General features: G+C 44.8%; 12 protein-coding genes and 1 tRNA gene. 4 read left to right on the forward strand and 9 right to left on the reverse strand.

Annotation, left to right across the window (positions count from 1 at the left end; genetic code table 11):
• Window positions 1–136: 136 nt before the first annotated feature.
• Together ACFQ0C_RS22585 and ACFQ0C_RS22590 are read right to left on the reverse strand one after the other, a co-directional pair.
• Window positions 137–286 carry a hypothetical protein gene (locus ACFQ0C_RS22585; protein WP_379369812.1) on the reverse strand — a complete coding sequence of 50 codons (150 nt, stop codon included), beginning with the start codon at window positions 284–286 and terminating at the stop codon, window positions 137–139.
• A gap of 176 nt (window positions 287–462) precedes the next feature.
• Window positions 463–798, reverse strand: a complete 336-nt coding sequence (locus tag ACFQ0C_RS22590) for a DUF1904 family protein (protein WP_379369814.1) — start codon at window positions 796–798, stop codon at window positions 463–465.
• Window positions 799–1,033: 235 nt separating this feature from the next.
• Between ACFQ0C_RS22590 and ACFQ0C_RS22595 the strand changes: the two genes are divergently transcribed.
• The 3 genes from ACFQ0C_RS22595 (at window position 1,034) to ACFQ0C_RS22605 (ending at window position 4,343) form a co-directional block, all read left to right on the forward strand.
• Window positions 1,034–1,585 carry a TetR/AcrR family transcriptional regulator gene (locus tag ACFQ0C_RS22595; protein ID WP_379369816.1) on the forward strand — a complete coding sequence of 184 codons (552 nt, stop codon included), beginning with the start codon at window positions 1,034–1,036 and terminating at the stop codon, window positions 1,583–1,585.
• Window positions 1,586–1,696: 111 nt separating this feature from the next.
• Window positions 1,697–2,650 carry an SDR family oxidoreductase gene (locus tag ACFQ0C_RS22600; RefSeq protein ID WP_379369818.1) on the forward strand — a complete coding sequence of 318 codons (954 nt, stop codon included), beginning with the start codon at window positions 1,697–1,699 and terminating at the stop codon, window positions 2,648–2,650.
• Between the two features lie 121 nt (window positions 2,651–2,771).
• Window positions 2,772–4,343, forward strand: a complete 1,572-nt coding sequence (locus ACFQ0C_RS22605) for a sensor domain-containing diguanylate cyclase (RefSeq protein WP_379369820.1) — start codon at window positions 2,772–2,774, stop codon at window positions 4,341–4,343.
• A 640-nt stretch (window positions 4,344–4,983) separates the two neighbouring features.
• On the opposite strand, the gene ACFQ0C_RS22610 is transcribed toward ACFQ0C_RS22605, so the two are convergent.
• Window positions 4,984–5,997, reverse strand: a complete 1,014-nt coding sequence (locus tag ACFQ0C_RS22610; RefSeq protein WP_379369822.1) for an aldo/keto reductase — start codon at window positions 5,995–5,997, stop codon at window positions 4,984–4,986.
• Window positions 5,998–6,232: 235 nt separating this feature from the next.
• On the reverse strand, window positions 6,233–8,710 hold the full coding sequence (locus ACFQ0C_RS22615) for a S1C family serine protease (RefSeq protein ID WP_379369824.1): 2,478 nt from the start codon (window positions 8,708–8,710) through the stop codon (window positions 6,233–6,235).
• A 220-nt stretch (window positions 8,711–8,930) separates the two neighbouring features.
• On the opposite strand from ACFQ0C_RS22615, the gene ACFQ0C_RS22620 reads away from it, so the two are divergent.
• Window positions 8,931–10,673, forward strand: coding sequence for a DUF2339 domain-containing protein (locus ACFQ0C_RS22620; protein WP_379369827.1), 1,743 nt, complete (start codon window positions 8,931–8,933; stop codon window positions 10,671–10,673).
• 131 nt (window positions 10,674–10,804) lie between these two features.
• On the opposite strand, the gene ACFQ0C_RS22625 is transcribed toward ACFQ0C_RS22620, so the two are convergent.
• The 5 genes from ACFQ0C_RS22625 to ACFQ0C_RS22645 all read right to left on the reverse strand — a co-directional run bounded on the left by ACFQ0C_RS22625 (window position 10,805) and on the right by ACFQ0C_RS22645 (window position 13,806).
• A complete protein-coding gene (locus tag ACFQ0C_RS22625; RefSeq protein ID WP_379369829.1) occupies window positions 10,805–11,461 on the reverse strand; it encodes a YheC/YheD family protein in 657 nt (218 codons plus the stop codon).
• Window positions 11,462–11,868: 407 nt separating this feature from the next.
• Entirely contained in the window at window positions 11,869–12,654 is a 786-nt protein-coding gene (locus ACFQ0C_RS22630; RefSeq protein ID WP_379369831.1) for a nucleotidyltransferase domain-containing protein, read from the reverse strand.
• A 66-nt stretch (window positions 12,655–12,720) separates the two neighbouring features.
• Window positions 12,721–13,188: an NUDIX domain-containing protein gene (locus ACFQ0C_RS22635; RefSeq protein ID WP_379369833.1), complete on the reverse strand. Its 468-nt coding sequence runs from the start codon at window positions 13,186–13,188 to the stop codon at window positions 12,721–12,723.
• A gap of 66 nt (window positions 13,189–13,254) precedes the next feature.
• A tRNA-Asp gene (locus ACFQ0C_RS22640) sits at window positions 13,255–13,328 on the reverse strand.
• 283 nt (window positions 13,329–13,611) lie between these two features.
• Window positions 13,612–13,806 (reverse strand): hypothetical protein, encoded by a 195-nt coding sequence (locus ACFQ0C_RS22645; RefSeq protein ID WP_379369835.1) that lies wholly within the window; start codon window positions 13,804–13,806, stop codon window positions 13,612–13,614.
• Between the last annotated feature and the right edge of the window lie 572 nt (window positions 13,807–14,378).

The raw sequence follows: 14,378 nt of genomic DNA on the forward strand, positions 1-14,378 counted from the left end.
TTTATCAGAGTTTGGAAGTGTTTGGAAGAGCAAGCATTGGGATGATACCTTTCATGAAAAAAAGTAGAGCCATGGCTAAGCTACTAACACTCCCCCATTCCACTAATGCAATGTTTGCCATACATCAATTAAGACTTCATTTCTTACTCTTGTCCTTGATAGCTTGAGCCTTTTTTAGAACCCCCTCCATCTGCTTATGTGTCTTCTCCATGTCTTTAAACATTTTCTGCATTTGCTTATTTTCCATCAAAAACTTTAAGGCCTCCATGTATTTCAAAGTATCCACATCCTTTCATCATCCTGATCATGCAGTATATGGACGAAGCTGAACATTGGTTTCCGCATGTACCCTGTTCTTTGCAGTATTATTTTACGGGATGCGCAAATAACCCTGACAATCAATGGAACGCTGTCAAGGTTAGGCGGATATTTTCGAATCCCCCCAATATTTAGGAGGCTGCTTTACAGTGAATCGCAACGTCTTCCGTTGATGTAATAACCATCCTCGCGGTAAACCTTAAAAGCAATTTCCACTTCTTTAACACCAATGGAATGGATATGCCGAGTGACCGCTTGTGCAACACGATCTCTTATGGTCGTTCCCCGTTCAAACCATGCAATCTCAACAAAAGGATATGTATCGACTTTCTGACCCTCAAATACCGATACCGTCTGTATACAATCAATCGTAAAGTTGTCCGATCCACATTCACAGATCAGCGCAAGCTCCTCTATCATTGGCTTACTAATAGCATTTATTTGGTCGGCAGAAATCCCTCTAACGTTAAGCTGCGGCATAATTGGGCCCCTTTTTTCCTAAAATATAGTTGCTTGGTTGAATGAATACCTTTGCTTCATGATTTAAATATAGCATATGAACAAATAAACTCGCACTATGTTCCCCGGAATTAACGAAGCCACACTAATGGGTCCTAATTCCAAATTGCCAGTTGCTATTATAAATGAGTACGTCTATAATAGTGATTGATCAATCACTAATTAAGTATTTCCGTTTCAACAGGAGGAATCTTTTATGGCCCGACGATCGACCTTGGATAAGACAGCCAGCCCAACACAGTTATCACGCCGTGAAGAAATTTTGGAAGCTGCTGTAGGCGTGTTCGCAGAGTACGGTTATTACAGCACAACAACCGCGCAAATAGCCGAGAAGGTCGGCATTTCTCAGCCCTATGTGTTCAAATTGTTCAAGAACAAGCAGGAGCTCTTCATTGCCTCACTGGAGCGAGCTTTTGAGCGTACGCTGAATTGTTTCATGCAGCTAAAAGCTTCCCCAGACGAGCTTTTGCATAAGATGATCATCGTCTATGAAGAGTTGATGCTCACTCATCATCATGAAATTGTTCTGCAGGTTCAAGCCCAAGGCATTCGCGAAGAACCAATTAAGCAAACAGTACGAGAAGGATTGAGCAAAGTGAGGACGCTTGTGCTAGAACGGTTTCGGGAATCAGGCATCGAGGATCCCGAAGTCGCGGTAAGCAGTTTTATGGCCAACGGGATGTTATGCCATGTTGCCGCGGTTCTGGATATGCCGGAAATGAAGCCGCAGCACAAGAAACAAAAGTAGCACCAAGACAACGAATCGGTTTCTGTGAATCAGGTTCGTTTCTTTTTATCATATGTTGTGATTGATTGATCACTATATATTAAAACAATAAAACAATGGAGGTTTTCACAAATGAAAAAAGCTTTAGTATTAGGAGCGACCGGTGGGTCTGGTCAAGCATTAGTTGCAGAATTATTAAACAGAGGAGTAGAAACCATCGCATTTGGCCGCTCTCAAAGTAAATTGCGTGAGCTAGCTGCACAATATGGAAATCCCAAGCTTTTGCAAGCTGCTGTAGGCGATGTTTTTAATCCCGATGATATTATTGCCGCTGCAAAGGATGTCGATGTTATTTTTCAAAGCGCTAATGTCAAATATCAAGAAATGGCAAGCCAGCTTCTTCCTCTTGGCGAAAGCGTAATGAAGGCGGCTGATCACCTTGGTAAAAAGATCGTTATTGTAGACGGCATATATGTTTATGGCAGATCACAGATGACGAGAGTTACAGAAGATCACCCCAAAAATCCGCACACAAATAAGGGGAAAATACGTGTGGAGTTTGAGAAGCTAATATTTAATAAAAAATGGCAGCATGCCCAGGCTCTCATTGTACGTTTACCCGATTACTACGGGCCAACCTCTCAAAATGCCTATCTGCATCCTACCTTGCAAGGCATTGCTGCTAATAAGACCTCTATTTTTATTGGTGATCTCAGCACACCGAGAGAATATGTTTATTTACCGGATGCCGCGAAAATGATTATCGAGATAGCTGACCGGGACGAATCGTACGGGGAAAATTGGAATATCCCGGGACCTGGAGCTATTAGTGGACGAGAAATACTGAACATCGCCAGGAAAGTAACCGGTTATAGAAAAATGGTTATTCCGCTTGGCAAAAGCATGATTAGCCTCTTGGGATTATTCGATCCTCTTATGAAGGAAGTCGTTGAAATTATGTACCTTACCAAAGAGCCGCTCATCCTTAGTGGAGAAAAATACAGTAAGCGAATAGGGACTATACCTGCAACTCCATTCGAGAAAGGGATTGAAGAAACATTAAAAATATGGATGCAAAAAAAATGAGACTAAATATCACAAAAATAGGAATATAGTCCCTTTCAAATAGAGGATTTTGTCATTTTTCGTCGAATTATGTAATAATATGATGCTGTCATAATTCTTGTACGGATTTGGAGGATAAAATATGAGAGGAAAATTCCGTCGCCTACGTCTTATTTACCTTATAACCGGGCTGGTCTTCCTTTCTATTTTGGGAACCTCCATCGTTCAAATTATGGCCGCCTACAAGGCCGAAAAAGCCTCTTTATACGAGACCACTCTTGCGCTAAATTATGAATCGGCCCAAAAAATGAGCGTCACTATGAACACTTTATTCAAATCCATGAAACACAGTTTAAGCGTGATGTCGGAGCATATAGCCAAACAAGGAAATGCCCACGCTTCCCTGCAAAAGGACCTTGATTTATTTTTAGAGAGTACTAATTATTTTAACTCGGTATTTTTTGTAAATAAAGACTCTACGGTTCAGAACGTATCACCTGCATCGATAGGAGCAACTACTCCCAAGCTCACTTCCGAAGCATCATTGCGAGCATTAGAACTCCGCCAACCGACCATTTCTCCTCCGTTCACGACGAGCACCAACAAGCTGATTATTTTTATGACTCATCCTGTTTATAGCTCATTGGGGGAGTACATTGGTTATGTTGGAGGTACGATATACTTGCTGGAAAATAATATTCTCAACAGTATTTTCGGCTCCTTTACAGCGTCCAAATCTTATGCATACGTTGTAGATGGTGAAGGTACTCTACTGTATCATCCGGATAAAACGCGATTAGGCGAAAACGTCTTAAGCAATCCAATAGTAAAGAAACTAACCGACGGTTATAAAGGGCATGAGGAAGTCGTTAATACGCAAGGAGCTTCTTTCTTGGCAGGATACGCCGATTCCAGTGAAAATGAATGGGGAATTGTCGTTCAAACCCCTATTGAGGTTGTTACGGCCGAATCGGAAATAATGATTAAGAACGTAGTTCTGATCTCACTCCCTTTATTTCTTGTTATCCTCCTTGTTACTTTATGGCTTGGCAAAATGCTCGCCGCTCCTTTTTCATCCTTAGCCGAAACCGCACAAAAGCTGGTTAGCGGCAGCCGCGTGTCAGATCTGCCCAAAGCTGTGCACTGGAATTACGAGGCCTATCACTTGAATGAGACTATATTATTAACTATGGATACTTTACAGCAACGTGTCGACAATTTTTCCCATGAGGCACAAACCGATCCTTTGACAGGACTTTCCAACCGCCGGACGATGGATGCATGTTTAGCCGATTGGACTGGGCAAAATAGACTCTTCTCCGTTATTGCTCTAGATATTGATCATTTCAAAGCCGTGAATGACACCTATGGTCACCAGACCGGCGATGAAGTATTGAAATATTTGGCTGCCGTTGTACTTTCCGTAACTCGTAAGGAAGATTACTGCTGCCGGTTTGGGGGAGAGGAGTTTGTTGTGCTGCTGCCGGATCTCTCTATCGAACATGCATATAAAACAGCGGAAACATTGCGAAAAAAACTGGAGACTCAAAGCAGTCCGACAGGCAAACCCATTACAGTTTCCCTTGGCATTGCCTCCTATCCACATCATTCTTCCCTGGACCAGTCGATCATTCAATGTGCCGATCAAGCCCTCTATATTGCCAAAAGGAACGGTCGCAATCAAACTGTTGCCTATAAATCAAAGGCTGTATAAGAAAAATACAGAATAAGAAAAACGCCTTGCGGCGTCCTTGGTGTACAATTTACGTTTGTGCGTTTGGAGCGATGGATGTGGGATTCCGGCCGCTGTTGAAGTCGTGTTCCTTTGAATGGAAGGCTTGCAGCGGGAGGAACACGGTCTTCAAGGCAGGTTGCATGCCCGAGCAGTCACCGGAGGTGACGACCAGGGCGGACGCTATCGCTCCTCCACCCCACACCCCATGGCATAGGAGCCCAGCGAACCCCACGCAATTATCAGGAAAATGTCACGCTATTTTCCCAAAAAATAGCGTTCCAAGCCCTATAACTGGAATTTCTCATGCTAATTCTAAGGATTTTGGCTGATCTCATCCCTATTGCCTAGATTAGCAGGAGTTTTTCCAGTTAGAATGAGTTCAAACGATATCCAGGCTGGATTAACGGGAGGATTTCCATCTATCGTCTTTCTTTCAGCAGCCGTAAGAGTATCCTGGTCTCCTTTACAATGAAAGCAACCTTTGAACATCCGTTTTCGCTCCATGACTTAAGCAACATTAGAAAGGGCATTCCCTATTTAGCGCTGTAGAGCACTTAAACTTTCTTCCAAAAAAAAGGTTGAGGCATAATGCCACAACCCTTTTTGTCTTCCGAACAACCTATCTGACAGCTTCCGCAACTCTTCCTCTGCGCTGCTGATTTTCAGCTGCCAGATCGTATGGATAGCTAACTGGCAGTTCGCTCACATCATTCAAACGGTGTATTTGTTCCTCCGTCAATGACCAGCCGCTCGCTCCCAGGTTGTCATCGAGCTGCCCAACATTTCTCGCTCCGATAATTGGCGAGGTAATGACGCTGCGGCTCAGCATCCAATTCAAAGCGACCTGTGCCGACGATTTGTCCGTTTCTTTGGCAATATCACCAAGCGTATCGATAATGTTCCATGTGAATTCATTATCGTAGCGCTCCCACACGGCTTTGTTAGCTCCAACCCGGGTATTCTCCTGCGGAGTCTCCCCGCGCTTGAATTTACCGCTCAGCAAGCCGCCGCGCAGCGGACTCCAAGGGATAACGCCTACTCCCTCATGCTCACATAAAGGCAGCAGTTCATACTCCGTTGCACGGCATAGCAAATTATATTGCGGCTGCAGGCAGACGAAGGACTCCCAGCCGTTCTGGCGGGACACATAGATCGCCTTTTGCAGCTGCCACGCTCTATAATTGCTTGCACCGATATAGCGGACTACGCCCTTGCGAACGAGATCATTCAGCGTGCTGAGCGTTTCCTCCAGCGGAGTCGCAGCATCCCACGCATGTACTTGAAACAGATCAATATAATCAGTGCCTAATCGGCGTAAGCTGTCTTCAACGGATGCTAGAATATGCTTACGGCTTAAGCCCATATCATTAGGCCCTTCACCCATTCCAAAGCGAACCTTAGTAGCTACAACGAAATCATTCCTGTTCTTCTCCTTTAACCAAGCACCCACAATTTCTTCAGACAAGCCTTGTGAATAAACGTTAGCCGTATCGATAAAATTCCCGCCTGCTTCCGTATAGCGATCCATAATCCGGAAGCTTTCTTCCCGGTCAGCCGCAGCTCCAAAAGTCATGGAACCCAAACATAATTCGCTTACCTTCAAGCCTGTTTTCCCCACAAATCGGTAATCCACAAGTAATTCCTCCCCAGTTAGGTTTATTGGCTGATGTCAATTTATCTGAAATTTCTGTCTCCTACTTATTATAAAAACAAATCAACCATTACGTAAGAGCTTACATTTTCATAACCTAGTTGGGTTGAGGTAAGTAATACAGCAAAAAGACGCCCCACAAGCCGGAGAAGGCCCCTTGTAATAGAAGACCTCCTTGCTCGTGGAGCGCGTTTTACGAAATGATTAGAAATCGATATTACTTGTTAGTAAACCGGATCGACAGCAAAGCTTTCTCTAACAGCTGCCACTGCTCATCCGTTTTAACGGCATCGTTAATACGTTGACGAAGAGTGTAGATAATATCGTTCTTTTTGAATACATACTCGTTTAACGTATAAGGGACATTTTTGCTCTTGTATTGGATTGAGAATTTTTTTACCGTTGTTTCAAACATCGCTTCATCCGTCACAGCATATTTATAAGTTGCGTCTGCTTCAGCGTTTTTCTTATGCTCCTGCTCAATCCGATTGATCACTTCGTCCAAGCCGGACCGGTCATCAGCCGATACACTCAGATTGCCGCCTTCAAAGTTGAACTGCTTCATCGGGCTGTCAAACTCGCTTTGATAACTCTCACTCCAGCTTTCCGGAACATGTAAGGCATACATATATTTTTTGTTCGTATACGTTACAGTCCGTTTTTTATCCAGCATATCTTCCTCATCTTGAATAAATCCGAGCGAGCTATTAACAGCTTCCTTGGAAAAATGCACGGATTTCACGAAACTCCCGATTAACTCATCCATCTCTACAGCATTGGAGGTTTTAGGGAATGAAAAGCTCAATTCGTATTTATACTTGTCTTTGATGATGTAGATTACATGATACTGATGCCATTTATCACCCATGGTTGTTGCATAACGGTTCTCAAGTGCCGGCACACCACCGACTGTTATTTCTTTGAGGTCCTGCATCTCACGGTACCCTGCAACATAGCTATCTGTGAACAAGCGTTCCTGCCTTGCCGTCCAATCCTTAACCGTATCACCGGATGCCGCTGAGGTTACCCTAATGGATAACGATTGTTCCCCATCCTCTTTGGCGAAATTCATATCCCGACCCCAGCCTCGCTTGCTCCATTCCTTTGGTACATCGAAGGTTAAGCCGTAGTCCGTTGTCACAGTATTCCCCGTGTTATAAGCAGATATATCCTTTAAAGCCGTATTGTTTGAATCGAAGGACAGAACGAATGTATCAAGAAGATCATTATAGCTATTACGTTTAAATTCGTTATTGTAGTTATCCTCTTTATCAACCAGCAGCATTACATAAAAAATTTTATCTCCCTTTAAAAAGGCCCGAATTTGATAATAGCCACCATCATTATCGCGTTTTCCGACCAATAAAGCATAAGATTGCGGAGACTTCTCGATATATCGCTTTTCGAGTACCGTGTCGCTTGCTTGTCCGCCTAATTTCTTCAACAAACCTAGCGGTGACAGATCCTCGCTCTGCTTCTCCTTAACAATAATATTGATAGCAAATTCACCCTTGGCATCAGCGAGGAAAATATTATCGTCTCCCTGGGATTGATCAGCTTTAATCAACCCAGCCGGATATTTCATTGACCATCCAAAATGGCTGTCGCCGATCTGAGTTTTGCCTTGATCCGCATCGATATAAGAGCCGTCGGCATCCTGCACAACATTAGTTGAATGGGAACGATCCTCTGCCAGCACAATATCGACTTCTTTGGTTAAGCTGCCGGATTGTAAGGTTAAGCGCACCTTCTTCTCGGGTAGGTAGTTTTTCAAAGCTTCATTATATTGCACCAAATTGCGTGTCTGTTTGGAGTCGATAGCTAACAGAACATCACCTTGCTTAATTCCTGCCTTGGCAGCCGGAGAATCAGGCTCCACATAGGTTACCTCCAAACCGTTGCTAGTTGGCAAGCCAACCACCGCTTCCCAGCTTTCCCCAAGCTCCAGGCCAAGAGTTGGACGTACAACTTTACCGTATTTACGGAAATGCTCCAACACATGCTGCACAGTATCGATTGGAATTGCAAAGCCCAAGCCATCCACACCATACTGAACATATTTGAGCGTATTAATGCCGATGACTTGCCCTTTCATATTGACCAACGCCCCCCCGCTGTTGCCCGGGTTAATCGCAGCGTCCGTTTGGATCAGTTGATATTTGGATTGAACCGAGCGGTCCATACCGCTGACAATCCCGTAGGTTACTGAGTTTCGCAGCGCAAAAGATAGGGGGGTTCCGATTGCCATTACGGATTCTCCGACTTTAATGTCCGATGGTGCTGCGAATGTCGCCGGAGTTAGTCCGGTTGCATCAATCTTAACCAAGGCCAAGTCGCTTTCTTCATCATAATGGGTCGTTTTGCCTGGATAGGATTTGCCATCCGAAGTTACTACATTGATATTACGCATATTTTTAACCACATGTGCATTAGTAAGAATAGATCCATTGCTTTCTACTATAACACCTGTACCGTGGGCAAGGTCATAACGATCCCGTCCCCCCGAATCCTTACCGTTGCTCGGCTTACCAATAATAGCCACCACAGAGGCAGTTGTCTTCTGAATGACCGATGGTATTGAGGATTGGTCAGTATAAGCGTCTGCATACGCTCCTGTCCCCGCCACCGTCATTAACAACAGGGCCGCCGCTGTAGCTCTCATCAAGCCCTTGCTTACTTTCTTCCATCTCTCCAATTTACATGTCTCCCGTCAATAATTTCCATCATGTTCCATTAAAATCTACCATATTGGAAGAACAGCTGGCAATGATAGAATGGTCCTGTCTAGCAAAAATGGTGATAAACTTATCATTTTAAAATGTAAGGAACCATTAGCTAAGCCTGTGATATAATCGTCACAAAGACAAATGGCAATAATTAGTAGAAGCCTTAATGAAATGAGGTAGGATGACGACATGAATAACAGAGATGATAGAGATGGTAGAGAAGAAATAAATAAAAATGATCATTTGGCAACCCGTGTCGAGGATTTGGAAAAGAAAGTGGCTTATCTCGAGCAGCAGCTTCTGGAGCTGCAGCAGGGGAGCCCAGCAGCAGCGCAAAAGCCTGTTTCTGTATCCAGCGGGCAGACTGTTGTAAATAAGGAGCTTGTTACGCCTGCAGCTCCCAACCCATTTCAGGCTCCGGCGCCTCAGCCCAAGCCTCCCAAGCCCAAGACAGACTGGGAGCATCTGATTGCGAGAGTCTGGCTTCCCCGAATTTTTATCGCCGTTCTGCTTATCGGCGTTGTATGGGGCTTCACTGCTGCCGTTAGCGCAGGCATTATTACGGAGCCAGTACGCTGCATATTAGGCGTTGTGGCGGCAGCATTCATGTACTGGCAAGGAGAAAAACAAACCCGCCAAAGCCGCCATTCGCTCGGGCAGGTGCTGCTCGGAGGCTCCGTCGCCGTACTGCTCCTATCGTTAGCCGCTGCTCATATGCTGTATGTACTTATTCCAGCCTGGCTTGCTTTTATGCTTTATGTACTCACCATCGGCGCTGGCCTGTGGACGGCACTGCGTCACCGTTCACAAGCACTTTCCGTTATCATGATGCTTGCAGGCTACTTGATCCCGTTTCTGGTGGACAGCGCCAAACCAAACATTTGGACCTTCACTGCCTACGAAACCGTGTTTTCCATCGCAATGATCCTGTTAGCTCATCGCTATGCTTATAGAGTAGCGTATTATACCGCTTTCTTCGTTTTACATGTGCCGCTGCTAATCGGCAGCTTGATCGGTGATGATCCAGGTAGCCGATACGCTCTTATGATTGCCGTACTGCTTCAGCATGCTTTGCTGTTTGCCCTGTCTTCCTTCCGATGGAACAGAGCTCAGCAAGCTAACCGACCGGTCTCCCTGTTCCTCAGCTTTGGCTTGGTCGCGGCTTGGATGTACGGCTTGTTTGGAAATGACGATCCTTACATCTATCGCCTTATTGTAGCGTCCTGTGCCCTTGTCTACAGCATTACAGCTTATTGGCTCGTCAAGCAAAAGAACACCGCAACCACCCATCTGGCCATAGCAACCTTCGGTTGGTTCCTCTGGTTGGTGCATGTGCTTGAAGCAGAGCATCTATCCACTGCAACAGTGGTCGAAGGCACATTAGCGATCATCTTGGGTATTACGCTGAAAAGCAAGCTCCAGCAAATAACAGGCGCCTTAGCCTATTTATTTGGAATGTTCTGTGTATGGGCTCAGCCCATTGATGCTATCCTTTCGGCTGAAACGATAGCTTGGCTGGTGCTGTTAGCTTCGTTTGCCGTACTGTATGAATTTCTAAAAAGGCTGCCGGAAGGTACTGCCGACAGGCACAAACGTTACAAGAACAGCTTGCTGTGGATAGATTCCGTATTATTCCTTATATTCATCACCCAGGTTACCCAAGTCCTGACACGTTCGTTGTCTATCGATTTACAGCATTTGCTGCTCTCAGCCGTGTGGGTTCTTTATGCTATTGGAGTCATTGTTACAGGTGTTGTCACAGGCAAGCCAAAGGTCCGCCTTGCGGGTATTCTCCTCTTGTTCGTCACTCTGTTGAAAATTATTTTCGCCGATCTTCCTGATGTCTCAACCGCCGTCCGCGCCGTTCTGTTTATCGGGCTTGGCATCATCGGCGTTGCAGTATCCCGGCTGTTCTATAAGCGAAAAGATTAATCCTGCCACGCAATGGAATTAAACTGGGGATGAATATGAACCGGATACCGTTCACACCAAAAGACTAAGACCAAACCGCTGGGATGCGGCCGGGCTTAGCTTTTTTGGCATGGACTGATTTTAGCTGCTTGTTAATGAGGCTTTGTATTGACTTCAAGAATCCATACGGAGCCCTTCTTGTCTATCCCAAAATCATACCCGAGCGCCCCGATACCCGGATAGCGGGATTCCAACAGAAATGTACAAGTTCGTGCAACTCCGCACATCGTGTCTCTTTTCGACTTAACCATCCTTGCAGGAAAAGTCCGCCGAAGGGCATGAGATCCTTGAAGCAGCGTACCGCCTCTGCATAGATTGGTCACGAACAGACCTGGACGGGCAAGCCGGCCGACTATCGCTCTTATATTCCAGGAGCGTCCGGTTTTCACCAGCTTAACACGATAATCTACAGGCCTGCCATCTATTGTAGTTAGTTGTATACCTTGCTGCAGCATATAGGATCGGCCGGAGCGAATCCGATTTAATGCGCTAACAAGCCCTTTCAAGGATTTGACCTTTATTTGATTTCCATAATAGTGGTATAAATAGCCACCTTGTGCTTTTTGAATTTTTACGACCCGGTGCCCACCAGTTCCAACAAAAGGCTTTGCTACAACAAAAGGGTATCGATTTAGCATATCCTGCAAATTTGCTGCGCTAAAATGCCTCATAGCAGGAATATGCTTGGATACGCCTTGATGACGAAGTAGGATAGCGAATTTCGTCCATTTATTAGCGACTTGTCGCATGAAATTGTCCCTCCTCTCTGTTCATGCAGCATGTATAATAGAGTATTCAGGACTGTTCATTTTAACCTAGACGCTTGTCACATACAGGTTGGCATTTATTTTGGAGCATTTGTCGAGGCTATTGAAGATGAAAAAAAGCTTTTTGGAGAGCATTTGTCAGAGCTTCTGAAGATGAAAAATAGGCCTTTCGGGGAGCTTTTCTCAGAGCTTCTGAAGATGAAAAAAAACTTTTGGGAGAGCATTTGTCAGAGCTTCTGAAGATGAAAAAAAGCTTTTGGGGGAGCATTTGTCAGATCTATTGAGGATGAAAAAAAGCTTTTTGGGGTGCATTTATCAAAGCTTTTGAAGATGAAAAAAGGCGGCTACGAGCTTTCATCAAGTTCGGGACCGCCTTAGTGTAGAGCCTATTAAGCTTGCTGCCATACCTCCCGCAAAGCCATTCTGAACAAATCATCCAGTACATCCTCCTGCTTCTCTGCTCCGGTTGGCGCTTGATTGGCCACTTCTTCGATGGAAGCTATCTGCTTTTCCAGAAAATAATTAACCCTATTAACCCTCGGCTCCAAATCGAACTCCTCGCCCGCTTTTTTACGGATAATTAACGCGTCGATCGCCCTCTTTAATGCAGGCTCTAATTGAAGCCCCGAGATCAAATCTCCAAAATCAACCGGTGCCATACTTCCCCGCTCCAGGGTCCACATGCAGGCAAGTATAGGCCGGAGCACATAAAAATACTTTTTAATTTGTACGACCTCACCTTGGAGATAATGTCTATGATTTCTTTTTGCCATATGCAAGTAGTGATAAATACTCGACCTCGGGGAGAAGGTTAGCGGAGCAAGCTTCCGAATTTGCTGCGTTACCGTATACGGCTCCACATAAGTGATTGGCGATTCCAGCCACTCCAGCAGCGGCGGATTCGATTTGCTGAACAAATTGAGTGCTTTTTTCAAATCCCATCCGTTGATATCAAGCTGATCGCTTATAGGACGTTCAATTACATCCCGCTTTTCCAGGATCGATAAGTACCAATCTATTGGCCGGACATATAGAAACCGCACATCATAGTCGCTATCCTGGGACGCAATTCCCCATGCCCGACTTCCCGATTCGCAAGCATACACTATCCTCACCTGCTCCTCGCGCTCGATACGCAGCAGTTCACTTTGTATTTTGAGGGTAAATTCGGACATTGTAAGCTGCCTCCTTTCTGATGAGCAATGATAATTTGACTTCTTACCACGGGAATCGAAGGCTTCCTAACGAAGGAGCGGATAGTAATTTAACAACTGTTGATCAATTTCATCTATATATCCAATAGGAGCAGCTTGATCCCAGAACACAATTTCTTTTGCTTCGGCATTTTCTTCAAAAGGTCTTTCTTTTTCAATAAAAGCGCAGTACAAGCCTCCATATTCAGTTCTGCCACTGGCCAGCACGAATTTCATCAAGCCCATAAATTGTATTTTATCAGGAATTTGATTCGTTTCTTCGAGCATTTCTCTGAGTGCACATTCCCGAAGGCTTTCTCCTTCTTCAAGCATGCCGCCTGCTAGCTCCCAATGCTTTTTCCAAGTATTATACAATAATAAAAAACCATTAACACTACGGGCAACAATCAATGCATGGGTTAGCGGATACTGCAGGCTGCACGACTCAATCTGTTCCTCTGGAATTTCAATAAATTGTTCAAAAATATCTCCTCGTCTGTTTATACAAATGGGCATTCGCGAATCTCCCTTCAATTAAATTACTCGATCGACGCCATTCGGCTGCATTTCGCAAACAATTAGTGAAGCTGGCGGGACTTGAACCCGCGACCTCCGGTCTGACAAACCGGTGAGAACTCCCACTTCTCCACAGCTTCATAAGGCTGGACGGATAGGGACGGAGTGAACCGCATGTCTGCCAGCCACCGAAATTGCAGCAGCCTCTATGACTTCGCCTATCCATATAAAATAATTGGGGGAGAACAACAGGAATCGAACCTGTTCTTACCGATTCATAATCGGCCGCGTTTGCCTTTTCTCCCCAGAAAATAAAAAGACTGCTCGCTCACACGCTCTTCCCTGCCAACAAAGGCATAAGAAAAGCCACTGTGATGCAGCAGCCTTGGAATCCTATTCCTGATACACACTAATTTGAATGTGTCAGGTCAGCCCCTCTTGCTCAAAAAAAGGAGAGGGTAATGATGCACAAAGGCTACTGCAGGTATATGAAATATTTGGATGATTTGGATGATTAAAATGAATTGAATGATTTGAATGGTGCTCTCCATGCTGCAATTCATTTTTTAACTGCTTTTGAACCAATGCGGTTTGATCTAGCTGTATACGTATACTCATTGCGTCCATCTCCTTTCCGGTTAGATTTTTATAGTAATTATGGAAAATACTCTGTAAATTAATGAGTATTTAAAGCGTGTTTTACAAGTTTCGAGCCGACTAAAGAGGAAGCTCCGGGACTCCAAGCTTGAATTACCGCTATTTGTATACCATTCAGCGAAGTTCCATTAGAGCCTATTCGTTCGACCAATCACCCTGCAGTGAAGTTCCACTAGTGCCTATTCGTTCGACCAATCACCCTGCAGTGAAGCTCCACTAGAGCCTATTCGTTCAACGAATCACCACGCAGCGAAGTTCCACTAGAGCCTATTCGTTCGACCAATCACCACGCAGCGAAGTTCCACTAGAGCCTATTCGTTCGACCAATCACCACGCAGCGAGGTTCCACTAGAGCCTATTCGTTCGACCAATCACCATTCAAAGATGCAGCCCCCTCAGACACACATCAGTTCCAATTAGCGGGAAAACCTCAGGCTGTCGAGAAAGTCTCGGCAGTCTTTTTTTTCTTTAATATAATTCACCAATTCACCGCGTTAATTTGATATAATATAGTAAATAATTTGGAAAGTGGT

It is taken from the genome of Paenibacillus sp. GCM10027630, from assembly GCF_042676305.1.
In the GTDB taxonomy this organism is placed as follows: Bacteria; Bacillota; Bacilli; order Paenibacillales; family NBRC-103111; genus Paenibacillus_S.